The organism is Actinomadura barringtoniae (genome assembly GCF_017573505.1).
Classification (GTDB): Bacteria; Actinomycetota; Actinomycetes; order Streptosporangiales; family Streptosporangiaceae; genus Spirillospora; species Spirillospora barringtoniae.
In genome coordinates, this window is the sequence record NZ_JAGEOJ010000035.1 from 1 (window position 1) to 23,352 (window position 23,352).

At 70.1% G+C, this 23,352-nt stretch carries 20 protein-coding genes and 3 pseudogenes; 6 read left to right on the plus strand and 17 right to left on the minus strand.

Annotation, left to right across the window (positions count from 1 at the left end):
• Nucleotides 1-348 precede the first annotated feature (348 nt).
• A complete protein-coding gene (locus J4573_RS49980; protein WP_208263519.1) occupies nt 349-1,263 on the minus strand; it encodes a tyrosine recombinase XerC in 915 nt (304 codons plus the stop codon).
• Nucleotides 1,264-1,415: 152 nt separating this feature from the next.
• On the opposite strand from J4573_RS49980, the gene J4573_RS56505 reads away from it, so the two are divergent.
• From J4573_RS56505 to dprA, 3 genes are read left to right on the plus strand one after another with little or no spacing between them, the layout of a single operon-like run.
• The gene (locus J4573_RS56505) at nt 1,416-2,129 is read left to right on the plus strand and encodes a YraN family protein (RefSeq protein ID WP_208263520.1); all 714 of its coding nucleotides are present in this window, start codon (nt 1,416-1,418) and stop codon (nt 2,127-2,129) included.
• Nucleotides 2,130-3,671 carry a YifB family Mg chelatase-like AAA ATPase gene (locus tag J4573_RS49990; protein WP_208263521.1) on the plus strand — a complete coding sequence of 514 codons (1,542 nt, stop codon included), beginning with the start codon at nt 2,130-2,132 and terminating at the stop codon, nt 3,669-3,671.
• On the plus strand, nt 3,668-4,813 hold the full coding sequence (gene dprA, locus J4573_RS49995) for a DNA-processing protein DprA (RefSeq protein ID WP_208263522.1): 1,146 nt from the start codon (nt 3,668-3,670) through the stop codon (nt 4,811-4,813). The genes J4573_RS49990 and dprA overlap by 4 nt, the downstream gene beginning before the upstream one ends.
• A gap of 683 nt (nt 4,814-5,496) precedes the next feature.
• Here the strand turns inward: dprA and J4573_RS50000 are convergent.
• The gene (locus J4573_RS50000; RefSeq protein WP_208263523.1) at nt 5,497-5,811 is read right to left on the minus strand and encodes a DUF2469 domain-containing protein; all 315 of its coding nucleotides are present in this window, start codon (nt 5,809-5,811) and stop codon (nt 5,497-5,499) included.
• Nucleotides 5,812-6,091: 280 nt separating this feature from the next.
• On the opposite strand from J4573_RS50000, the pseudogene J4573_RS50005 reads away from it, so the two are divergent.
• Nucleotides 6,092-6,439 (plus strand): annotated as a pseudogene (locus tag J4573_RS50005) (VanZ family protein); the annotation flags it as partial.
• On the opposite strand, the gene J4573_RS50010 reads toward J4573_RS50005, so the two are convergent.
• The 11 genes and pseudogenes from J4573_RS50010 to ffh form a co-directional block, all read right to left on the minus strand.
• Nucleotides 6,395-7,189, minus strand: coding sequence for a ribonuclease HII (locus tag J4573_RS50010; protein ID WP_243774888.1), 795 nt, complete (start codon nt 7,187-7,189; stop codon nt 6,395-6,397). The pseudogene J4573_RS50005 and the gene J4573_RS50010 overlap by 45 nt on opposite strands.
• Before the next feature lie 84 nt (nt 7,190-7,273).
• The gene (locus tag J4573_RS50015) at nt 7,274-7,423 is read right to left on the minus strand and encodes a hypothetical protein (RefSeq protein ID WP_208263525.1); all 150 of its coding nucleotides are present in this window, start codon (nt 7,421-7,423) and stop codon (nt 7,274-7,276) included.
• A 14-nt stretch (nt 7,424-7,437) separates the two neighbouring features.
• Nucleotides 7,438-8,316 (minus strand): signal peptidase I, encoded by an 879-nt coding sequence (gene lepB / locus J4573_RS50020; RefSeq protein ID WP_208263526.1) that lies wholly within the window; start codon nt 8,314-8,316, stop codon nt 7,438-7,440.
• Nucleotides 8,317-9,373: 1,057 nt separating this feature from the next.
• Nucleotides 9,374-10,303, minus strand: coding sequence for a signal peptidase I (gene lepB, locus J4573_RS50025; RefSeq protein ID WP_307797528.1), 930 nt, complete (start codon nt 10,301-10,303; stop codon nt 9,374-9,376).
• Between the two features lie 212 nt (nt 10,304-10,515).
• Nucleotides 10,516-10,869, minus strand: coding sequence for a 50S ribosomal protein L19 (rplS, locus tag J4573_RS50030; RefSeq protein WP_208263528.1), 354 nt, complete (start codon nt 10,867-10,869; stop codon nt 10,516-10,518).
• Between the two features lie 131 nt (nt 10,870-11,000).
• Nucleotides 11,001-11,567 (minus strand): annotated as a pseudogene (gene trmD, locus J4573_RS50035) (tRNA (guanine(37)-N(1))-methyltransferase); the annotation flags it as partial.
• Between the two features lie 408 nt (nt 11,568-11,975).
• A pseudogene (locus J4573_RS50040) lies at nt 11,976-12,221 on the minus strand (tRNA (guanosine(37)-N1)-methyltransferase TrmD); the annotation flags it as partial.
• Complete coding sequence (gene rimM / locus J4573_RS50045) at nt 12,221-12,733, minus strand: ribosome maturation factor RimM (RefSeq protein ID WP_208263529.1); 513 nt, start codon at nt 12,731-12,733, stop codon at nt 12,221-12,223. The gene rimM and the pseudogene J4573_RS50040, both read right to left, overlap by 1 nt.
• Before the next feature lie 149 nt (nt 12,734-12,882).
• Nucleotides 12,883-13,125 carry an RNA-binding protein gene (locus J4573_RS50050; RefSeq protein WP_151568089.1) on the minus strand — a complete coding sequence of 81 codons (243 nt, stop codon included), beginning with the start codon at nt 13,123-13,125 and terminating at the stop codon, nt 12,883-12,885.
• Between the two features lies 1 nt (nt 13,126).
• Nucleotides 13,127-13,600, minus strand: a complete 474-nt coding sequence (gene rpsP, locus J4573_RS50055) for a 30S ribosomal protein S16 (protein WP_208263530.1) — start codon at nt 13,598-13,600, stop codon at nt 13,127-13,129.
• 195 nt (nt 13,601-13,795) lie between these two features.
• The gene (gene ffh, locus J4573_RS50060) at nt 13,796-15,367 is read right to left on the minus strand and encodes a signal recognition particle protein (protein ID WP_208263531.1); all 1,572 of its coding nucleotides are present in this window, start codon (nt 15,365-15,367) and stop codon (nt 13,796-13,798) included.
• A gap of 311 nt (nt 15,368-15,678) precedes the next feature.
• Here ffh and J4573_RS50065 point away from each other — a divergent pair, with 311 nt between their 5' ends.
• Together J4573_RS50065 and J4573_RS50070 are read left to right on the plus strand one after the other, a co-directional pair.
• Nucleotides 15,679-16,356 (plus strand): RNA polymerase sigma factor, encoded by a 678-nt coding sequence (locus J4573_RS50065; protein WP_307797529.1) that lies wholly within the window; start codon nt 15,679-15,681, stop codon nt 16,354-16,356.
• A 51-nt stretch (nt 16,357-16,407) separates the two neighbouring features.
• Nucleotides 16,408-17,496 (plus strand): hypothetical protein, encoded by a 1,089-nt coding sequence (locus J4573_RS50070; RefSeq protein ID WP_208263532.1) that lies wholly within the window; start codon nt 16,408-16,410, stop codon nt 17,494-17,496.
• Nucleotides 17,497-17,569: 73 nt separating this feature from the next.
• Here the strand turns inward: J4573_RS50070 and J4573_RS50075 are convergent, their stop codons facing one another.
• The 4 genes from J4573_RS50075 to ftsY form a co-directional block, all read right to left on the minus strand.
• Nucleotides 17,570-20,101 (minus strand): [protein-PII] uridylyltransferase, encoded by a 2,532-nt coding sequence (locus tag J4573_RS50075; protein ID WP_208263533.1) that lies wholly within the window; start codon nt 20,099-20,101, stop codon nt 17,570-17,572.
• An 8-nt stretch (nt 20,102-20,109) separates the two neighbouring features.
• Nucleotides 20,110-20,448 carry a P-II family nitrogen regulator gene (locus J4573_RS50080; protein WP_208263534.1) on the minus strand — a complete coding sequence of 113 codons (339 nt, stop codon included), beginning with the start codon at nt 20,446-20,448 and terminating at the stop codon, nt 20,110-20,112.
• Between the two features lie 2 nt (nt 20,449-20,450).
• Nucleotides 20,451-21,830: an ammonium transporter gene (locus J4573_RS50085; RefSeq protein ID WP_208263535.1), complete on the minus strand. Its 1,380-nt coding sequence runs from the start codon at nt 21,828-21,830 to the stop codon at nt 20,451-20,453.
• 325 nt (nt 21,831-22,155) lie between these two features.
• Nucleotides 22,156-23,319 (minus strand): signal recognition particle-docking protein FtsY, encoded by a 1,164-nt coding sequence (gene ftsY, locus J4573_RS50090; RefSeq protein ID WP_208263536.1) that lies wholly within the window; start codon nt 23,317-23,319, stop codon nt 22,156-22,158.
• Nucleotides 23,320-23,352 lie beyond the last annotated feature (33 nt).

Below are 23,352 nucleotides of genomic sequence, written 5' to 3' on the forward strand. Positions count from 1 at the left end.
CCACCCCCCCCCCGGGGGGAAAGAGGCCCCCGTGGCCCTCTAGCCACGCCACCCCCGCCAGAAGCAGCCCCGCACCGCCACAACCCCTCAACAGACGCACACCGCCGCAGCCCCCCTAACAGGCGCCCCCGCAGCCCTGACGGGCGCACCCCCACAACCACTGACAGGCGGTCGCCTACAGCCCCAGGCGACCGCACACGCACGTACGGTCGCCCCACTCACGGGCCGCCAGCCACACACGGCGGGGCACTCATGCACCCGTGCCATTACAAGGTTCCTCGGCGCTGGCGAGACACCACGCACTGCAGCGCCACCAAGGATCGACGCGCGCAACGAAATCGCGTGCGACTAGTCGGAGCCGCGGGGATGTGCCTGGCGGTGGACCTGCTTAAGCCGTTCGGCCGATACATGCGTATAGAGCTGGGTGGTCTGAAGGGAGGCGTGACCAAGAATCTCCTGCACGCTGCGAAGGTCGGCGCCGCCCTCCAGCAAATGGGTGGCCGCGCTGTGACGTAGCCCGTGCGGGCTCAAGTCAGGAACTTCCCCCACCTCGGCTATCCGGTTGTGGACGATCCGCCTGGCGCTTGTCGGGTGCAGCCGACCGCCTCGCGCGCCCAGGAAGAGCGCTGGCCCGCTCTCATCGTTGGCCAGCACCGGCCGTCCCACCCGCAGCCAGTCCTGCACCGCCCGGACGGCGGGCTCTCCGATGGGCACCGTGCGTTCGCGACCACCCTTGCCCAGCACGCGCGCGGTCAGACGCCCCATGTCGAGGTCATCAATATCCAGCCCGCAAAGCTCGCTGACCCGTACACCCGTGCCGTACAGCACCTCCAGGACCGCCCGGTCCCGCAAGCCGAGCGGACCGTCCGGGTCGGTCCCGTCCAGCAGCCGCCCCGCCTCGTCCTGCGCCAGGACGGCCGGTAGGTCGCGCACCTGCTTGGGCGTGCCGAGCAACGGTCCGGGGTCCTTGGCCATCAATCCCCGCCGGTACAGGTGGTGGGTGAAGGCTCGTGCGGCGGCTGTACGACGCGCCAGCGTGGCGCGAGCCCTGCCCTTTGCATGCTGCTGGGCCAGCCACCCGCGAAGCACCCCGATGTCCAGCTCGCTCGGCCCCTGCACACCCACATCATCCGCGTACCGGCAAAGGTCGTTCAGGTCGCCCATGTAGGCGCGCAGCGTGTGGGGCGAGACGCCCCGGTCGGCCCGCAGATGGCGCTCGAACTCGGCCAGGGCCTCGAGCGCCCAGCCGTCGTCACTGGTCACGGTCGCCACGCTGCGCGAACGCCCGCGGCAAAGCAAGCACCGCAAGCCGGTTTCGGCCGATAAGCCGGTTCCTCGAAAAGTTATCCACAGAACGGGATTCGGCTTCCTTCGGCTCGCCGCCCCCGGCAACGTCAAAGGCGGAGGTGAGCCCGATGAACGCGAACACGAGTCTCGGCCGCCGCGGTGAGGACGCTGCGGCCCACTACCTGAACCTGATCGGCTGGAAGGTCGTCGATCGCAACTGGCGATGCCGCCTGGGAGAGATCGACATCGTCGCCCACGACGGCCGCGCACCCGTCGTCTGCGAGGTCAAGACCCGAAGCAGCGACCAGTTCGGCAGCCCGTTCGAGGCGATCACACACGAGAAGGCCGTCCGGTTACGCCGCCTAGCCTGGCGCTGGGCAGCCGAGCACGGCGTCCCCGGCGCCTCGATCCGCGTCGACGTCCTATGCCTGATCCCCGCACCCAATCCGGGCGCCCGGCGATCAGACCGGGTCATCCCAACTCAGAACCGGAGCGCTCACGCACGCAACCGGGGCGTCCCCGCACCCTGCGGCGGTGTCCCCGCCCCAAGACCACCAGGCTACGCAGGCCGCCTAGCCGCAAGCCACCCACACGAGAGCCGCCTAGACGAAGCACGCTCGACGTCACCCCGTTCAGCAGCAGACCCGCCGAGCACGGATCGGTCAAGCACAGGTGAGCCAAGCACGGGCCTGCCGGACCCAGGTTGGTCGAGCACGGACCAGCCAAACGCGGGTGAGGAGCCGGGTCGGCCGAACGCGGGTCGGCCGGGCAAGGGGCGGGCGAACGCGAGCCTGCCGGTCGTCGATGGCTTCGAGGTCGAGCACATCCGGGAGGTGATCTGAATGGCGCTCGCCAAGACCCGTTCCGTGGCCCTGGTCGGCGTCGAGGGGTTCGTGGTGGACGTCGAGGCCGCGATCACCAGTGGCGTGCCGGGCCTGCATCTCGTCGGCCTGCCCGACGCCGCGCTGAACGAGGCGCGCGACCGCGTGCGGGCAGCGATCTTCACATCGACCAGCGAGGACTGGCCCAATCGCCACGTCACCGTGTCGCTGTTCCCCGCGAGCCTGCCCAAGCGTGGATCGATCTTCGATGTGGCCATCGCGATCGCGCTGCTGGCCGCCGCCGAGGCCATACCGGCGCGGGCGTGCGCCGACCTGGTGATGATCGGCGAACTGGGGCTGGACGGCAGGATCCGCGCCGTTCCCGGCGTCCTGCCCGCCGTGCTCGCCGCCGCGAACGCCGGTTACGGAGCGGTGGTCGTGCCTCAGGCCAACGCCGCAGAAGCCGACCTCGTGCCAGACCTCAAGGTGATCGGCGCCGCCTCACTCCGCGCCCTCCTCTGCCACCTGCGCGACGAACCGCCGCCCGCAGAGGACGAGGAGGAGACACCCGACTCACCAGCTGCCCGCGTGCGCGACCAGCGCCCAGGTCTCGACCTGGCCGACGTCCGCGGCCAAGCAGAAGCACGCCGAGCACTCGAGATCAGCGCGGCCGGAGGACATCACCTCTACTTCTCCGGCCCACCCGGCTGCGGCAAGACAATGCTCGCCGAACGCCTCCCGACCCTCCTCCCATCCCTAGAACCAGAAGCAGCCCTGGAGGTCACCGCGATCCACTCCGTGGCCGGAGCACTCCCGCCCGGCCAACCGCTGATCACCAAACCGCCGTTCTGCGCCCCACACCACACCGCCACCCGCGCGGCCATGGTCGGCGGAGGCTCCGGTCGCGTCCTGCAACCCGGCGCCGTCTCACTAGCCCACAGAGGCATCCTCTTCCTCGATGAAGCACCCGAGTTCATAGGCGGCGTCCTGGACGCGCTCCGCCAACCTCTTGAGGAGGGCGAGGTCCGCATCGCCCGTTCCGAAGGCACCGCCTCGTTCCCAGCCGCCTTCACTCTCGTCCTCGCTGCCAACCCATGCCCCTGCGCCGCCGCCAAAGACGTGGACTGTTCGTGCGCACCATCCATCAGGCGCCGATACCTAGCCCGCATCTCCGGCCCGCTCCTCGACCGCATCGACCTGAAGCTCGAACTCCACCCCGCCACCCGCGCCGAGCTCCGTTACGACCTGGAGTTCGCGGAGTCCAGCGACGTGGTGGCCGAACGGGTCCTGATGGCACGCCAGCGCACCGCCGACCGGCTGTCGGACACCCCCTGGCGTTCCAACTCCGCGATCCCAGGCCCCGAACTGCGCCGCCGCTTCACTCCCCCACCTGAGGCGATGAAGTCGGCTGACGATGCGCTCTCGAACGGCACGCTCAGCGCTCGTGGCCTGGACCGCGTGCTGCGCGTCGCCTGGACCATTGCCGACCTGGCCGGTCGCGACCTCCCGAACGCCGACGACGTGGGCGGCGCGCTCGCTCTCTGGAGCGGGAGGCGTCCATGAACGACCGACTGGCCCGCGCGACCCTGACCGCGATCGCCGAGCCCGGCGACACCCTCATGGGCCGCCTGATCCATGCCGCCGGCCCGACCGGCGCCCTCGAAGCCGTACGTACGACCCAACCCCCAGAGGAGCTGACGACCAACCGGCAAGAGCTCAAACGCCTCATCACCCGCTTGGAGTCGTGGCGCATCAAGCTCTCGGCCTGCGATCCCGCCGCCGACCTGGCCATCGCCGAACGACTCAACATCCGCCTCGTCTGCCCAGGCGAGCCCGAATGGCCGACCACCCTGGACGATCTGCATCACGACCGCCCGTACGCTCTCTGGATCCGCGGCTCAGGCGATCTCCGCTACACCTGCCTGCGTTCGGTCGCCGTCGTGGGTTCCCGCGCAGCCTCCGCGTACGGCATCCGTGTCGCGTCCGAGCTGGCCTCCGAGCTCGCCGAGCAAGGCTGGGCGGTCATCTCGGGCGGCGCCATGGGCATCGACGCCGCAGCCCACCGCGGCGCCCTGGCCGTCGACGGCCCCACAGTCGCCGTCTTCGCCAACGGCGTCGACGTCCCCTACCCGGCCTGCAACGACGGCCTCTTCACCGAGATGGCGGCCCGTTCGCTCCTGGTCAGCGAGTCGCCCCCGGGCGTACACCCCACCCGCCTGCGCTTCCTGGTCCGCAACCGAGTCATCGCCGCCCTGTCCCGAGGAACGGTCGTGGTCGAAGCAGCCCGCCGCAGCGGCGCCCTGGGCACCGCCTCCTGGGCCCGCAAACTAGGCCGAGTCCTCATGGCCGTCCCCGGCCCCGTCCACTCGATCGCCTCCGTCGGCTGCCACAGACTCATCCGCGAGGACGCCACCCTCGTCACCTGCCCTGCCGAGGTCATCGAAGCCGTGGGCCGCATCGGTGCCGACCTGGCCCCCGAACCCGCAGCTCCAGTCCTGCCCCGCGACAAACTCGACCAGACCACCCGAGCCGTACTGGAGGCCATCCCCGCCAGAGGCCCCACAGGCCCAGCCCAGATCGCCGCCAAGGCCGGCGTAGACCTCCCCACCGTCAACGGAAAGCTGGGCCTCCTATCAGCCGCCGGCTTCGTAGAACGAGCCCCCGGCGGCTGGCGCCTAACAAAAACCGCCAAATCCCGCCAGTAGCGCCCTCGCTAACCAACGCACCGCCGTCGCCATGCACTCCTACCAGTCAACGCGCGCCGAACCCTCACCGCCAGGTACGAGGCGCGGCGCGGGCCCTCAAGACGCGTCACGCCCCCACGGCTAGGTGGGAGAACACGGCACGGGCCGCTCAAGACGCGCCGCGCCCTGACCGTCCTGGTGAGAGCGCGGCGGGCCACTCATGAGGCGCCGCGTGCTGATGCGCCCGAGCCCGCCTACGTGAGATTGAGCTGGTCGAGCGCGAGGCTTTGGCCAGCCAGGCACAGACGTGTGGCTCTTGGCACGGTGTTCCTTGGAGCGGAGCTTGGGGCGGGCGCAGCTGGGTCTGGGTGTGAAGGCGTTGGGCCTCGGGCGTTGAACCTCGGGCGTCGCGCGTCGCGCGTCGCGCGTTGGGCGTCGCGCGTTGGGCGTCGCGCGTTGGGCGTCGCGCGTTGGGCGTCGCGCGTTGGGCGTCGCGCGTTGGGCGTCGCGCGATGGGCGTCGCGCGTTGCGGCCTTGGGCGTTGCGGCCTTGGGCGTTGCGGCCTTGGGCGTTGCGGCCTTGGGCGTTGCGGCCTTGGGCGTTGGGTGTTGAACCTCGGGCGTCGCGCGTTGCGGCCTTGGGCGTTGGGAGTGTGGGGTGAGGCGCTGTGGGCTCGAGTGGAGGGGGCCTCCAGGGCTCGGGGATTACTGGTCGGCGGGGAGTTCTAGGTCGCTGGTGGCCAGCTCTTCTACGTTGACGTCCTTGAAGGTGACCACGCGGACGTTCTTGACGAAGCGAGCCGGGCGGTACATGTCCCAGACCCAGGCGTCCTGCATGGTGAGCTCGAAGAAGACTTCACCGTTGTCGGTGTTGCGGACCTGGAGGTCCACGGAGTTGGTGAGGTAGAACCGGCGCTCGGTCTCGACGACGTACGTGAACAGGCGCACGACGTCGCGGTACTCGCGATAGAGCTGCAGCTCCATCTCGGTCTCGTACTTTTCAAGATCCTCAGCAGACACCGCTTACCCCCTCGGCCACTCGTTCCGGCTCGCCCCTAGAGACGTTAGCCAGCTCCACCCGTAGAGGGTATGGGAGATCCCGGACCAGCACCCAGAGTAGTCGGCCGATCCGGTCCAGGAAACGATCTTGAGGAGGAGTGGTATTGGGGCGAATGGTCCATGGGGATCGCTGCATGGGCCTTCGAGTAAGGGGTAAAGACCTGGCGGCGCGCAGGCGGTGGGCGGAGGAGCGGACATGGACACGCAGGTCGAAATGAACCAACCCGGGACGGCGGTCGGGATGCCCCGGTGGTTCATCACCGGGCTGCGGGTCCTGGCGGTTCTGGCGGCGCTGGCGTTCCTGGCCGCCTTCTCGTACGTGGCGTACAAGATCACACTCACGCCCGTTCATGATCATGGGCAGGCGGGTGGCAACACCGATCCGGGCAAGTCGCTGCGGTTCTACCTGGACCGGCCGACGAAGGAGACGATCGTCCAGGTCGGCGGCAACCTCATGCTGCTGGCGCCGCTCGGGATCCTGCTGCCGGTCGTGTCCACGAGGCTGCGGGGGCCGCTCAGGCTCGCGCTGGTCAGCGGGCTGATCTCACTGACGATCGAGACCGCCCAGGGGCTGTCCGTGGACGGGCGCGCTTTCGACATCGACGACGTCATTCTCAATACCGCGGGCGTCGTCATCGCCTATCTCTTCGTCGGGCGGAAGGTCTCCCGGCTGGTTCGGGGCCGCGACTAGCCGGGCGGCGCGGCCGACGTTGACGAACGAGAAGCGGTGCTCGGGGCATGGGCCGTGTTCGGCCAGCGCGGCGGTGTGCTCGCGCGTGCTGTAGCCCTTGTGCACGTCGAAGCCGTAGTCGGGATAGACCTTGTGCAGGTCCTTCATGATCCGGTCTCGGGTGACCTTGGCGATGATCGAGGCGGCGGCGACGCACGCGGCCACCTGGTCGCCCTTGATCACGTTCAGGCTCGGAACCTCCAGGCCCGGCACGCGGAACCCGTCGCTGAGCACGTACGCGGGACGGCGATCAAGCGCCACCAGCGCGCGGCGCATGCCGGTCACGTTGCACCGGTGAACGCCGATCCGGTCGATGTCGTGGCACGGGATCACGATCGCGCTCCAGGCCTCGGCGCGCTCGACGATCTTCTCGTACAGCATCTCGCGGCGGGCCGGCGTGACGAGCTTGGAGTCGGTCAGCCCTTCGATCTTGCCCTTGGCGCCGCGCCGCAGGATGACCGCGCCCACGACCAGCGGGCCGGCGCACGCGCCCCGCCCCGCCTCGTCGACCCCGGCCACCGGGGTGAAGCCCGCGTGCTCCAAGGCCCGTTCGTAGGCGTGGAGACCCGCGTCCCGGCGCGGCGTGTAGCGGAGGGGACGACCGTTCATGCTTCGAAGCGTACGTGGCCACAAACCCGCAAGGCCCCCCGAATCCCCCGTTCCGCAAGGGCGGATCGGGGGCGGGCCTCGCCATCAGCGCAAACGCCGTTCAGCCTCGGCAACGTCTGCGACGGTTGCCCGGTCAGCCGCAGTGACGTCTGCGGCGGCGTTCGCCCCGTTCAGCTTCAGCCGCACGGCGTCCGCGGCGTTCAGCCGCACGGCGTCCGCGGCGTTCAGCCGCACGGCGTCCGCGCCGTTCAGCTTCGGCGGCGTTTGCGGCGGCGGTTGAGGAGAGCGACCGGCGTTGCGCCGACAAGCCCCAGCGCGAACGGAGCTGAGGGCGCCAGAGCAGCGTTCACGCCGGGCTGATCGAAGGTCTTGGGGATCGGCAGCGTGCCCATGTGGTTGAACGGCCAGACGATCACGAACGCGCGCCCGATCACGCGATTGATCGGGATCGTTCCGCCGCCCGGATCCTCGCGGTGGTTACGGGAGTCGTACGACACCTCGCGGTGATCTCCCATGACCCACAGCTCGCCCTTGCCGACAGTGACCTCGAACGGGATCTCCGACGGCTTGTTCTGCTCACCGGTCTGCGGGTCGGTGTAAAGGTAGGACTTCTCATCCAGCGGAACACCGTTCACCGTGACCCGCCCCTGCGCGTCGCAGCACTTCACCCGATCGCCCGGGACTCCGATGACCCGCTTGATGTAGTCCTTCTCCCCCGGCACGATGCCGAACGCGCTACCGAGCCAATGGAAGAACTTCGACACCGGGTTGGACGGCTTGGAAACGTTCGCCTCAGGGCTCTGGTCCCAAGAGTCGACGCCGTTGAACACCACGACATCCCCGTGCTTGATGTCCCGCGTATGGAAGACAATCTTGTTGACCAGCACGCGGTCGCCGACCTGGAGGGTGTTCTCCATAGACCCGGACGGGATGTAGAACGCCTGCACGGCGAACATCTTGATGAGCAGCGCCAAGGCCAGCGCGACCCCGATGAGGACCGGCAGCTCTTTCCAGAACGAGCCCTGCTTCTTCCTACGTCTCCCCCGGCTCGGCGGAGCATCATCCGCGTCGCCAGAGGCCACAGCCGACTCTTCTTCAGGTGCCGTGTCCTCGGCCTCGGAACGCACGATTCCCCGCTCCCCCTCGCCTCAGTCCCGCCAACATCCTGACACGAAAGGTCCACCCCCCAGGCCCACCATCCCTACCAACACCCGACCAATCCACCCCCACCCAACCCCACCGCCGCAAAGCCCAGCCCCACGTTCCTGCCGCAGGCCTGCCCGCACTGCTCCACCTCACTGGCTGGGCACACCCGCCCCGTGCAGCGCACGGCCGCTCGACCGCGAATCGCACCATCGCTTCGTCCCCGCGCCTGCATGGCGTCTCCTCCCCACGACAGTCGCCGTGGCTGCCCGTACCGTCGTGCTGTAACGGCACCACGCAGTGGGTCTCCGCCGCGTGCCCGCCATGCATCCGCACCCCGCTTCCCCCGCTGCACCGCCCCAACATGCTCCACGCCACCACGCACCGTGCCCCCACCCGGAGCAACGCACCTGGGCGCATCTTCAAGGTGTTGTGCACAGCCGCCCAACGCGCGTGCTTGTCTGCTCCGCACCGTCGCGCATGTCTCCGGCGTCGGCGAGCCCGGCCAGATCGCGTGTGGGTGTCGTGTACGCCCGCGTGGCTGTGCACCACCGTGCCTGCGCGCAGCAAGCCGACGCGCCCCGCTGGGAGCCTGTACGCCGCTCTACCAGCGCGCCCCGTGCAGACAGACATCGCCACCCTCGCGTCTGCCGCACCGCCGTACACCGTCGCACGCAGGGACGCCGTCGCGCGCACGAACGCCGCCGCGCGTGCGCCGTTGCCCACGCTCGCGTCTGCCGCACCGCCGTACACCGTCGCGCGCGGACACCGCTGCGCGCACGAACGCCGTGGCGCGCACGAACGCCGTGGCGCGCACGAACGCCGTGGCGCGCACGGACGCTGTTGCGCGTACGGACGCCGTTGCGCGTGCGCCGCCGTGTCGAGTGAGCCGCTCTGCCGACCCGTGACTATGCCGATCCGCGACCGATCTGGAACGCCCCAAGCCAACCGGGTGGCCACGCCGCTCATGTTCGGCTGCGGGGCTGGCCGGCCTTGGCCCTGCCGCGCTGACGCGCGCCGGAAGGGCGGGTGCGTGCCGGGTTAGGGGGTTCGGCGGCGGGGGCGTAGGCGGCGGTAGAGGAGGGTTACGGGGAGGGCGCCTATGAAGCCCAGGGCCAGTGGGGTGGCGGGGGCCAGGGCGGCGCTCAGGGCGGGCTGGTCGAAGGTCTTGGGGATCGGGAGGGTGTCGATCCGGTTGAGGGGCCAGACGATGACGAAGGCGCGGCCGATGACGTGGTCGATCGGGATCGTTCCGCCGCCGGGGTCGCCGCGGTGGGCGCGGGAGTCGGAGGAGACCTCGCGGTGGTCGCCCATGACCCAGAGCTGGCCGGGCTGAACGGTGTGGTCGAACGTCTCGTTCGACGGCTTGTTCTGCTCGCCGGTCTGCGAGTCGGTGTAGAGGTAGGACTTCTCGTCGAGCGGGACGCCGTTGACGGTGATGCGGCCCTGGGCGTCGCAGCACTTCACGCGGTCGCCGGGGATGCCGATGACGCGCTTGATGTAGTCCTTCTCGTTGGGCGCCACACCGAACGCGCTGCCGATGGCGCGGAAGAACTTCGAGACGGGGTTGGACGGCTCGGCGTAGTCGACCTCGGGGTCCCACGAGTCCAGGCCGTTGAACACCACGATGTCGCCGCGCTTGATGTCGCGCGTGTGGTACACGATCTTGTTGACCAGGACGCGGTCACCGATCTGCAGGGTGTTCTCCATCGACGCGGACGGGATGTAGAACGCCTGCACGGCGAAGGTCTTGATGAGCAGCGCGAGGACCAGGGCGACGCCGATGAGGACCGGCAGTTCCTTCCAGAACGAGCCCTGCTTCTTCTTGCGCTTACGGCGGCCGCGGAAACCGAGGGCGCCGGAGGACGTGTCGTCCTGCTTCTCTTCGGAGGACGACGAATCCGCGGTGTCCTCGCTCGAGGTCACGGTCTGCTGCTCATCGGGCACCGCGCCCTCGGCTTCGGATCGCACGTCTCTCCGATCGTCCTCATCTGTCATCAGAGCGAAAGCCTATCGGCGCCGGGGCCCGCGCACCGTGCGCACGGCCGTGTCGTGCAGCAACACTTGCCTCCACCCCCGCTCTCCAGGGACCTGTTCGAGGCCCGCAAAGGGCAACGCCCCGGTCACCTCGAAGGGTTCCCGGGGCGTTCGCGGCCACGTTCCCGCCGGGGCGGGAGGGTGGCTCAGAAGTCGCGCTTCTCCTTGATGCGCGCGGCCTTGCCGCGCAGGTTGCGCAGGTAGTAGAGCTTGGCGCGGCGGACGTCACCGCGGGTGACGACCTCGAGCTTCTCGATGTGCGGGCTGTTGAGCGGCCAGGTGCGCTCGACGCCGTACCCGCCCTTGCTCACCTTGCGCACGGTGAAGGTCTCGCGGGCGCCGCCGCCCTGGCGCCGGATCACGACGCCTTCGAAGATCTGGACCCGGGTGACCTTGCCCTCGGTGATGCGCGCGTGGACCTTCACCGAGTCGCCGGGACGGAAGTCCGGGTGGTCGGCGCGGAGCGCGGCGTTCTCGATCTCCTGGATCAGGGTGTGCATGACAGGCGTTCCTCATGGGTCGAACGCGGACATCGAGAGGCCCCGGTGGAGCTGAGATGGGGGGCGTCGCGCCGCGTGATGCTGATCTATCTTGAAGTCTGCGCGCCGCGTGTGAGAAACACGGCGACGCTCTAGTGTGCCATATCTTCGCCGTCAACCGGAAAACCGGCATCCCGCAGGACCTGGCGATCATGCTTGTCCAGCGCGTCGGGGTCCAGGCGAGCGGCCAGCTCCGGACGGTTGGCGGCCGTACGCCGCAGAGCCTCGTCCCGCCGCCACCGCGCGATCGCGCCGTGGTTGCCCGACAGCAGGATCTCCGGAACGGCCCGCTCCCGCCAGACCGGCGGCTTGGTGTAGACGGGCCCCTCCAGCAGGGATTCCATGGCTCCGGGGGCGAACGAGTCGTCCGTCACAGAGTCGGCGTTGCCCAGAACCCCAGGAAGCAGCCGCCCGATGGCCTCCACCATGACCAGCACGGCCACCTCACCCCCGGCCAGCACGAAGTCCCCGAGGCTGACCTCGTCCACGATCATCCGGCCCCGAGCCTCGGCCACGACCCGCGAGTCGATGCCCTCGTACCGCCCGCACGCGAACATCAACCACGGCTCCGCCGCGTACTCCACCGCCAGCGCCTGAGTGAACGGCCGCCCGCTAGGAGTAGGAACGATCAACCGAGGCGCCCGCCCCGCCGGAAGATCCTCCGGGCCGCCCCCTGAGCCGCCGAGCTCGCCGCCCGCTGGGCCGCCGAACTGGCTGCCCGCTGGGCCGCGGAGCTCGCCGCCCCCTGGGCCGCCGAGCTCGCTGCCGACTGGGCCGCCGAGCTGGCTGCCCGCTGGGCCATGAGCCGGGCCGGCGGCCGCGCCGCCGGACGGGCCGACCGCCGAGTGCTCTGCCGGGCCGTTCGCCTGACTGCCTGCTCGGCCCTGAGCCGAGCCGCCCGCCATGCCGCCCGCCGCGTGGCTCGCTGAGCCCTCGGGCGGGCCTCCGGTCGAGGAGTCTGCCGAGCCGCCTGCTAGGCCCTCCGGCTTGGTGCCCGCTGAGCGGCTGGGCTGGATGCCCGCTTGGTCTTGCGCTGGGCTGACGGCCGTGCCGCCTGAACGGTTGGCTGGCGCGCCGTCCGGGAGGGGCGGGGCTAGGGCGTCTAGGGCTTCGCCCCAGGGTTCGGGCTTCATGACCATGCCGGGGCCGCCGCCGTAGGGGGTGTCGTCGACGGTGCGGTGTTTGTCGTGGGTCCACTGGCGGAGGTCGTGGACGTGGACGTCCAGGAGGCCGTTGCGGCGGGCCTTGCCGAGGAGGGAGACCTCCAGCGGGGTGAAGTACTCCGGGAAGATCGTGATGATGTCGAATCGCATCAGGCGTCCAGGAGGCCCTCGGGCGGGGCGATGACCAGGCGGCCGGCGGCCACGTCGACCTCGGGGACCAGGGCGGCGACGAACGGGACCAGGGCCTCGCCGCCGTCTGCTCGGTCGATCACCAGGAGGTCCTGGCCGGAGTGGCGGATCTCGGTGACCACGCCGACGGGGGTGCCGGTGGTCGTGACGACGTTGAGGCCCACGAGTTCTTGGTCGTGGAAGTCGTCGGGGTCGTCGGAGGTGGCGATCTCGGTGGGGTCGACGACCAGCCAGGTGCCGCGGAGGTCTTCGGCGGCGGTGCGGTCATGGACGCCGGTGAACGTCAGGAGAAGGCGGCCCGAGTGCCACCGGATGCGTTCGACGGTGAGCGGGCCGGTCGTGGCCGGGTCGGTGGCCAGCTCGGTGCCCGTGGCGAACCGCGCGTCGGGCTCGTCGGTGCGGACGTCGATGGTCAGCTCGCCGCGGATCCCGTGCGGGCGCCCGATTCGGCCGACCACAAGCTGGTCTTCCATCACATCACTTACCTGGAGAGATCGTCTGGAAACAGGAGACCGGCCCGGCGGCTGGGCCGTCGGGCCGGTCGTGAAGCCTGGCGGACGGAACGGCCGGGGCCGTCCGTCCTCGAGGTACGTCGATCATGCGGGCCGGCAGGCCCGCACGGTCAGCGGACCTCGTTGACGTCGAGCAGGTCCACACGCACATAGCGGCCTCCGGAGAGGGCGCTGATGACGGTGCGAAGGGCCTTGGCGGTGCGTCCGCTGCGGCCGATGACCTTGCCGAGGTCCTCGGGGTGCACGCGCACCTCCAGGACCCGGCCACCCCTGATGCGGCGGGCGCGGACCCGGACGTCGTCCGGGTGCTCCACGATGCCGCGCACCAGGTGCTCGAGCGCTTCTTCGAGCACGTCAGTCCTCGCTCTTGGCTTCGGTGTTCTCGTCGGCGGCCGGCTCCTCGGCCTTCGCCGTGTCGTCGGCCTTCTTCTTGGGCTCGGCCTTCTTCTTGGACTTGGTCGCCGTGGCGGCGGCCTCGTCCTCCTTGAAGGCCTCCTTGACGGCGGCCTCGAAAACGGCCTTCTTGTCCGGCTTGGGCTCGGCCTGCCTCAGCGTGCCCTCGGCACCGGGCTCGCCCTTGAACTTCTGCCAGTCGCCGGTGACCTTGAGGAGGGCCATGACGGGCTCGGTCGGCTGCGCACCGACGCCGAGCCAGTACTGCGCGCGCTCGGAGTCGATCTGAATGAGCGACGGCTCCTGCTTCGGCTGGTAAAGGCCGATCTCCTCGATGGCCCGACCGTCACGCTTGGTGCGGGCATCGGCGACGACGATCCGGTACTGCGGGTTCCGGATCTTCCCCAGACGCTTGAGCTTGATCTTGACTGCCACGGGTGTGGTGTTCTCCAGACTTAATACAGGGCTGAGCGGGCCTCGCCAGGTGGGGAACACCGGCACCGGCCGCTCAAAGGACTCCGGGCCGCGCAAGACGAGAGAGGGCGCCTGTACGGTTCCGGGATTTCCAGCCTGCCATTCTGCCAGACGATCGAGCCAAAAGCGCAATCGAGCGATGACACGCGGCCACGTCTACTTCTTTTTGCGTCCCTGCAGCTTGCCGAGGTCGGGCATCTGGAAGCCGGGAGGCAGCTGACCACCGCCGAGACCTGGGGGAAGCTGGCCGCCGAGGCCCGGAGGCAGCCCCTGCGGGGCGTCGGCGGCCGCCGGCTGGTCCGCGCCCTTCTGGGGGCCGCCGGCGCGCTTGCGCGGGTCTCCGCTGCGCTGCTTGCCCTTCTTGTTCTTGGCGTTCTTCGCGGCCTTGGCCGCTTTGCGCCGCCCCGGCATGCCGGGCAGGCCCATGCCGCCGGCCATCTGCCGCATCATCTTCTGCGCGTCGAAGAACCGCGTGACCAGGCTGCTGACCTCGCCGACCTGAACGCCCGAGCCCTTGGCGATGCGGGCCCGCCGCGAGCCGTTGATGATCTTCGGGTTGGAGCGCTCGCCCGGGGTCATGGAACGGATGATCGCCGCGACCCGGTCCAGGTCCTTGTCGTCGATCTGGCTGACCTGCTCGCGGACCTGGCCCATGCCGGGCATCATCCCGAGCAGGTTCCCGATCGGCCCGAGCTTGCGGATCATCATCATCTGCTCGAGGAAGTCCTCGAGGGTGAAGTCCTCGCCCGAGGCGAACTTGGTGGTCATCTTCTCGGCCTGCTCGGCGTCGAACGCCTGCTCGGCCTGCTCGATCAGGGTGAGGATGTCACCCATGTCGAGGATGCGACCGGCCATCCGGTCGGGGTGGAAGACGCTGAAGTCCTCGAGCTTCTCACCGGTCGAGGCGAACATGATCGGCCGGCCGGTGATGTGCCGCACCGACAGCGCGGCGCCGCCGCGCGCGTCGCCGTCGAGTTTGGTGAGCACGACGCCGTCGAAGCCGACGCCCTCCATGAACGCCTGGGCGGTGTTGACCGCGTCCTGGCCGACCATGGCGTCGACGACGAACAGGATGTCGTCGGGCTTCACCGCGTCGCGGATGTCGATCGCCTGCTGCATCATCTCGGCGTCGACGCCGAGCCGGCCGGCGGTGTCGATCACCACGATGTCGTGCTGGGCGTGCTTGGCCTGCTCGATCGAACGGCGCGCCACGTCCACCGGGTCGCCGACGCCGCTGCCGGGCTCGGGCGCGAACACCTGGACGCCGGCGCGCTCGCCGACCACCTGAAGCTGCTGCACGGCGTTCGGCCGCTGCAGGTCGGCGGCCACCAGAAGGGGCGCGTGGCCCTCGGCCTTCAGCCACTTGGCGAGCTTGCCCGCCAGCGTGGTCTTGCCCGCGCCCTGAAGACCCGCCAGCATGATCACCGTGGGCGGGTTTTTGGCGAACCGGATCCGGCGCGTCTCGCCGCCGAGGATGTTGATGAGCTCCTCGTTGACGATCTTGACGACCTGCTGGGCCGGGTTGAGCGCCTGCGAGACCTCCGCCCCGGCCGCCCGTTCCTTGATCTGGGCGATGAAGTCCTTGACCACGGGCAGCGCGACGTCGGCCTCGAGCAGCGCGACACGGATCTCGCGGGCAGTGGCGTTGATGTCGGCCTCGGAGAGCCGGCCCTTGCTGCGCAACGACGAGAAGACCGTCGTCAACCGGTCGGAGAGCGTCTCGAACACGTGTCTGGACCCGTCCTTGGAAAGCTTCTGGGATCGCCTATCAGACTATCGGGTCACCGGCCGCCTCCCGCCCGATCATGACCGCGCCCCGTCTGCGGATCCTGAACGTCCTCTGACCGCAGACCCTGAACGCCTTCCGTCCATAGATCTTGGGCGGGGCTGTCCACTGGGCTCGGGGGTGGCGGAGTGGTGCGGTGGACCAATGTGGCCGTGGCCCTTTTCCGAATGTGGGCGGGACATCCTGGACTGGACATACGCTGGTTCGTTCAAGGCCCCCTTAATCATGCCGAGAAGGACCCCCAGGTGAAGACGTGGCCGCGCCTGCACGGGCGCCCATGAACGGACGGGTGACGACCCGGGTCGAGCCGTACGACCAAGGCCTCGAACAGGCGCTGAGCGCCGCCCAGGCCGGGGACGAGGGCGCCTTCCGCATGCTCTACCGGGACCTTCAGCCCAGGCTGCTGCGCTACCTGCGCGCCCTGGTCGGCTCGGACGCCGAGGACGTGGCCGGGGACGCCTGGCTGCAGATCGCACGCGACCTTCACACCTTCACCGGCGACTACGACAAGTTCCGCGGCTGGGCGTCCACGATCGCCCGGCACCGCGCCCTGGACCATCTGCGGCGCCTGAACCGGCGGCCCGACACCAGCATGCGGGTGGACGACCTCACCGACCTGATCGGCCAGGACGACACCGAACGCGACGCGCTGGACCGCGTGTCGACCGACGCGGCCGTCGCGCTGATCGGCGCGCTCCCCCGCGACCAGGCCGAGGCGGTGCTGCTGCGGGTGGTCATGGGCCTGGACGCCAAGCAGGCCGGGCAGGTGCTCGGCAAGCGCGCCGGGGCCGTCCGCACGTCCGCCTACCGGGGCCTTCACCGCCTGGCGGAACGATTGCGCGAGCATGATCACGGCCTCGCGGGCGAGCAGGATCGGAGCCGAGCCGGCGAACACGATCACGGCCTTGCGGGGCGGCCCGTCGATGAGTGACCGCGGGACAGGTGTGACACGAATCCTGACCACGACGCTGAGGGGAGTGAGATGAGTACGGACAGCCGGGATTTCGACCGATTCACCGCCGAGCGCATGCTGGGCGGCGAACCAGCCGTGCCGCCGTCCTCCCTCGACCCCCTCGCCGACCTTCTCGCCGCCGCGTCTGCCCCCGGACGCGAGGCCGAGCTCGCCGGTGAGGAGGCCGCCGTGGCCGCCTTCCGCGCCGCACTTTCGCCGCACGCCCTGTCACCTCAGGAAAGCCGGTCGAACAGACTCCCGTTCGGCCGGTTCTTCACGGCGAAGGTCGCTGCTGTCGCTGTGGCCGCCACGGCGGCCGGTGGGGTCGCCGTCGCGGCGACCACCGGCGCCCTGCCGATCCCCAGCGTCACCGACCCCGGCGGGCCGACCACCACTGTGAGTCCGGCCACATCGGGTTCCTCCCGGGGAACGGCCGCTCCGACCAAGGGTGGGAACGGTACGAACCCCACCTCCAAGCCCACGCCGGGAACGCCTCAGTCCACCCCGGCCGCGCTTTGCCGCACTCTCGCGTCCGGTTCCCTCAAGGACGGCGCCCGCGCCCTGCGCTCCCCCGCGTTCGCGGCCCTGGTGGCCGCCGCGGGCGGCGCGCAGAACGTTCCCGCCTACTGCCAGAAGGTCCTCAAGCCCGGCCAGGCCCATGGCAACGGTGACAAGGGCAACAACGGCAAAGGCAAGGGGAACAACGGCAAGGCGGGCGAGAACGGCGACAACAAGGGCGGCGACGACACCCCTAAGAAGGACGACGACAAAGGAGACGGCGGCGGGAAAGGGAAAGGCGGCGGGAACGGCTTCGGCAGCGGAGGCGACGGTGGGCACGGCGGCCACTGGCACGGTCCTCGCTGGGGAGACGACTCCCAAGGGGACGGCGACGACCAGCGCGCCCCCGGCACCTATGACCGCCCAGACCGAACCCCCGGCCAGCGCCCCGGCCACCACGGGTTCCGGCCCGGATTCCACCTCCCCCGCATCGCACCCCGCGTTCCCCACGTCCCCGGCACCTGGCAGCAGCAGGAGCAGCGCCGGGCCGAGCAGCCCGCAACGAAGCGGCACTCAGCGAAGCGGCACTCAGCGAAGCAGCAGCACCGCTCAGCGGGCTGACCCCTAGACCGGCGGAGAGGCGGTCGTGCCCCCGTGGCCGCCTCTCCGCCTTCCACTCCCCTAAACACATGGGTTATGTGGTCAGGGCGTTGAGGACTTCCTGCCGGACCGCGGCCAGCGAGTCCGGGTCGGTCAGGGCCTCTCCCGAGTCGTCCACGACGTAGAAGACGTCCACCGCCTCCGCGCCGAGCGTGTCCACCTGCGCGGCACGCACCTGAAGCCCGCATTCGCCAAGGGCCTGCCCGATCCGCCAAAGGAGCCCTGGGCGGTCGTGGGCTCGGACCTCTACAACGGTCGCGGTGCTGGAGGCGTCGTCCACGATGGTCACGCGCGGCGGAGGTACGGGCACTCCTGGACGAGGCCGTACCGAACGCGCACGACGTTCCAGGCGGGCGGCCACATCGAGACGGTCAGCCAACATGCGCCGCAGATCCGCCTCCAAGGCTGCGGGCTCGGGCGGGTTGCCGTACTCCGGAACGGCTGTGAAATCGAGCACAGCCGTTCCCTCACCGGCCGAGGCCGAAGGGGCCGAGGAGGACGAAGAGGACGCGGAAGCCGAAGATGCGGAGGATGCAGGAGAGGCCGAGGAGGCCGAGGAGCTGCGCACGCTCCGGACCACCAGCCGGTGCAGGGCGAGGACCCCGGCGGCCCTCCAGAGCAGGCCTGGACGGTCAGGGGCGGTGATCGTGATCCGCGATCCGGCGACCCGTACGCCGGCGCCGTCGAAGCGCGCCAAGGCGAGCTGTTCGGGCGCCAGGATCGGCGGCGGTGGCGGGGTCCCTCCGGCGAGGGCGGCGGCCACGCGGCGGGTCAGTTCGGCGATCTGGCGGGCCTTCCAGCCGCCCCACGCGGCGGGCCCGGTGGCCTGCCCGTCGGCGACCGCGATCGCGGCGAGGAGCTCGACGACCTCGCGCTCGCGGCCCGGGACAGCGGAGACGGCCTTGGCGACGGTCTCGACGGTCACGGGATCGTCGAGGTCGCGGCGCGTGGCGGTCTCGGGCAACAGCAAATGCTGCCGTACGAGCAGCTCAAGGACCTGAACGTCCTCGTCGTCGAAGCCCAGCCGTTCACCAAGATCGCGAGCCACCACGGCGCCGGTGACCGAATGATCGCCGGGCTGTCCCTTGCCGATGTCGTGCAGCAGCGCGCCGATCAGCAGAAGGTCGGGACGCGCCACCTCACGGGTGAGCGCGGCAGCGCCCGCGGCGGCCTCCACCAGGTGGCGGTCGACGGTGAAGCGATGGAACGGGTTGCGCTGCGGACGGTTGCGGACCCGTTCCCAATCAGGCAGCAGCCGCACGATCAGGCCGACCTGGTCCAGGGACTCCCAGACGCCGATCGCGGCCGTTCCCGCGCCCAGCAGCGCCACCAGCGCGTCGCGGGCCTCGGCGGGCCACGGAACGGGAGGGAGCGCGGCACGTTCGGCCAGCACGGTCAGCGTCGCGGGCGCTAGCGGCAGGCCCTCCTGGGCGGCGGCCGCGGCCATGCGCAACACCAGCGCGGGGTCGGAGAGGCCGGCGCCGCGAGCGAGGACGACCTCGCCCTCCTGCTCGACCGCGCCGTCTGCGACGGGGGTACGGGCCGTGGCGCTGGAACGGGAACGCCGTGGCGCGCAGAACCGGTCCACGCGCCGCCACAGATCGTCCTCGGCGTAGCTGATGGTCCGGGCGGCCTCGGTGATCGAACGGAGCAGGGCGTCGGCGTCGGGCATCCCGAGGGCGTGCGCCACCGCCTCCTGCTCCTGCATCACCAGGCGGTCGGTGCCCCGGCCCGTGGTCTCGTGCAGCGCGTGCCTGATGTCCAGGAGAAGGTCATGGGCGCCTCGTACGCGCGCGTCGGGGGCGGACGCCACCCAGGACGTGGCCACGGCCTGCATCACGTGGACGTCCCGAAGGCCTCCGTGGGCCTCTTTCACATCCGGTTCAAGGAGGAACGCCAGCTCCCCCTGCGTCTCCCAGCGTTCGCGGCACATCACGCCCAGCTCGGCCAGGCGCCGCCGCGCGTCGGCCCGCCAGTCCGCCAGTACGGCGGCACGCAGCTCGTCGACCAGGGCGCGGTCACCGGCGATGCGCCGCGCCGACAGCAGCCCGAGGGCCGCCTTCATGTCCGTACGGGCGACGCTCCGAGCCTCCTGAACGGTGCGGACCGAGTGATCAAGCCGCAGTCCGGAGTCCCAGATCGGATACCAGACCCGGTCCGCGATCTCCGCGACGTCCGGCCTGCCCCGGTGCACCAGCACCAGGTCCAGGTCTCCCCCGGGCGTCAGCTCGCGCCGCGCAAGGCTCCCGACCGCGACCAACGCCACATCCGCAACATCAGCCGCCTCCACAGCGCCAACGCCCGCAAAGCCAGCGCCCGCAGTGTCAGCGCCCACAGCGCCAACGCCCGCAAAGCCAGCGCCCGCAGTGTCAGCGCCAGCGGCAACAGCGCCCGCATCCGCAGCGTCGGCGTCCGCAGCTCCGGTGTCCGCAGCGCCAGCGGGACTCGGGGTCAGGAGGGAGGACAGCCAGGCGTCCAGTTCGTCGGCGCGAGAGGCCCGCGCAGCCGCGAGGGCTGCGCGGGCCGTTTCGCTCGTTCCCCCGGACGTTCCGTGAGCGAGAACCACTCGACTCCCTACAGGGCCTCGGCGCCGGTCTCGCCCGTGCGGACGCGGACGATGGTGTCCACCGGGACGGCCCAGACCTTGCCGTCGCCGATCTTGCCGGTCTGGGCGGCCTTCACGATGACGTCGATGATGTCGTCGGCGTCCTCGTCGTCGACCAGCACCTCGACCTTCAGCTTGGGCACCAGGTCCACCTTGTACTCGGCGCCGCGGTAGACCTCGGTGTGGCCCTTCTGCCGGCCGTAGCCGCTGGCCTCGCTGACCGTGAGGCCCTTGACGCCGAAGGTCTCCAGCGCCGCCTTCACCTCGTCGAGCTTGAACGGCTTGATGACCGCCGTGATGAGCTTCACCCTTATGCCTCCACCTTCTTCGTCGCGGCCGAGCCGGCAGAGCCCGCCGAGCCGGAGCCGGATGAGGCGGCCGATTCGCGCACGGTGCCCGTGCCGCCGCCGATGCCCATGCCGGACGGACCGAGATCGTACGCGCTCTCCGCGTGCGTGCTGACGTCGATCCCGTTGACCTCGTCCTCGGGATCGACGCGGAACCCGATCACCTTGTCGATGATCTTGCCGAGGACGAACGCGACGACGAACGAGTAGAGCCCGACGGTGAGCGGGGCCACCGTCTGCCAGCCGAGCTGCTGCAGGCCGCCGCCGTAGAACAGGCCCTTGTGCTGCTGCGGCAGGAACGGGTAGGCGGCGATGAAGCCGAGCGAGACCGCGCCGACCAGACCGCCGACCAGGTGCACGCCGACGACGTCGAGCGAGTCGTCGAAGCCGAGCTTGTACTTCAGGCCGACCGCGTACGCGCAGATCGCGCCGGCGACGACGCCGAGCAGCACCGCGACCCAGGTGTCGACGAAGCCGCACGCCGGGGTGATCGCGACCAGGCCGGCGACCGCACCCGAGGCCACGCCGAGCGTGGTGGCGTGCCCGTCGCGCAGCTTCTCCACCACGAGCCAGGCGCCGGCGGCCGCGGCGGTGGCGACCTGGGTGTTCATGAACGCGAGGGCGGTGGTGCCGTCGACCGCGAGCTCGGAGCCGGCGTTGAAGCCGAACCAGCCGAACCACAGCAGGCCCGCGCCGAGCAGCACGAACGGCATGTTGTTGGGCCGCATGGGCTCCTTCGGCCAGCCGCGCCGCTTGCCGAGGACCAGGGCCAGCGCCAGGGCCGCCGCACCGGAGTTGACGTGCACGACCGTGCCGCCCGCGAAGTCCTCGATGCCCTTGGTGAACAGCCAGCCGCCGCCCCACACCCAGTGCGCGACGGGGAAGTACACCAGCGTCGCCCAGGCGACCGTGAAGACGACCCACGCGCCGAACTTGGCGCGGTCGGCGATCGCGCCGCTGATCAGCGCGACGGTGATGACCGCGAAGGTCAGCTGGAACGCCGAGAAGACCAGCTCGGGCATGTTGTCGGTGATCGCGGTCGGGCCGGAGGTGATCAGGCCTTCGTAGACCGACGTCGCCGTGCTCTTCAGACCCCAGTCGGAAAGGCCGCCGATGAAGTTGTTGAGGCCCGAGTGACCGTTGGTGCTGAACGCGATCGAATAACCGTAGAAGACCCAGATGATGCTGACGGTGACGATGCTGACGAACGACATCATCATCATGTTGAGGACGCTCTTGGCCCGTGCCATGCCGCCGTAGAAGAAGGCCAGACCGGGTGTCATGAGCAGTACGAGGGCGGTGGCCGCCAGCATCCAGGCGGTTGTACCGGTATCGATTTTCATCTCGAAGAGAGCCCTCCTCGGCACGGAACGTTGGGAATGCTCAGAGATTCGAGGAGGGCCGTTTCACCTGGAGGGCTCTCGTGTTTCAAGGGTGTGAAACCCCGTCACATGATGTTTCGGCGGTGTTTCTGAACGCTCACTCCATTACCTCGGGGATACCGCGAGCGGCCGGAAGGGGCTCGGTGTTGCCCATGTTCTGCCTGTGACCAGAACGACCGACGCCCCGGCGGCTATGAGGGCCACCGGGGCGTCAAAACGCAACTGCGCCGGAACGATCAGTCAGAGTCGCGGTCAGACATCACCGAGACTCAGACATCACCGAGACTCAGGCGTCGCCGAGGATCGCGTCGACGAACGCCTCGGGCTCGAACGGGGCGAGGTCGTCGGGCCCCTCGCCCAGACCGACGAGCTTCACCGGGACGCCGAGCTCGCGCTGCACCTGGACGACGATGCCGCCCTTGGCGGTGCCGTCGAGCTTGGTCAGCACGATGCCGGTGATGTTGACGACCTCGGCGAACACGCGGGCCTGCTGCATGCCGTTCTGCCCGGTCGTGGCGTCCAGGACGAGCAGGACCTCGTCCACCTCGGCCTGCTTCTCGACCACGCGCTTGACCTTGCCGAGCTCGTCCATCAGCCCGGTCTTGGTGTGCAGGCGGCCGGCGGTGTCGACGATCACCGCGTCGACCTTGTCGTCGATGCCCTGCTTGACGGCGTCGAACGCGACGCTGGCGGGGTCGGCGCCCTCTTCCTTGCGGACGACCTTGGCGCCCACCCGCGCGCCCCAGGTCTCCAGCTGGTCGGCCGCCGCCGCGCGGAAGGTGTCGGCGGCGCCCATCACGACGGTGCGGCCGTCGCCGACGAGCACGCGGCCGAGCTTGCCGCAGGTGGTGGTCTTGCCGGTGCCGTTCACCCCGACGACCATGATCACGGCGGGCTTGTTGCCGTGCCGCTCGGTCTTCAGCGACCGGTCGATGTCGCCGCCGATCTGCTTGACCAGCTCCTCCTTGAGGAGGGCGCGCACCTCCTCGGGCGTACGGGTGCCGAGCACCGCGACCTTGGTGCGCAGGTCCTCGGTGACCTGACGGGCCACCGCGACGCCCATGTCGGCGCCGATCAGGGTGTCCTCGATCTCGTCCCAGGCGTCGTCGTCGAGCGTGTCGCGCGACAGCAGGCCGAGCAGGGTCTTGCCGAAGCCGCTCTGGGAGCGGGCGAGGCGGGCCCGCAGCCGGACCAGGCGCCCGGCGCCCGGCGGCGGCTTCTCGATCTCGACCGGCGGCGCGGCGGGCGTCGGCGGTGCCCGCTCGATCGTGGGCGCCGCCTGATCCTCCTTCGGGGGCGCGGTGGTCGTGCCACCCGGCAGGATGTCGGCGGGCCGCTCCGCGGGCTCCACGGGCGGGGTGGGCTTGCGGCGGCTGGGCCGCAGAAGTGCGATGCCCCCGATGATCAGGGCGAGGGCGGCCAGCCCGGCGATGAGGATCAGATATTCCATAGCGATCCCAGTTTTCCAGACGGCCGCCCATGC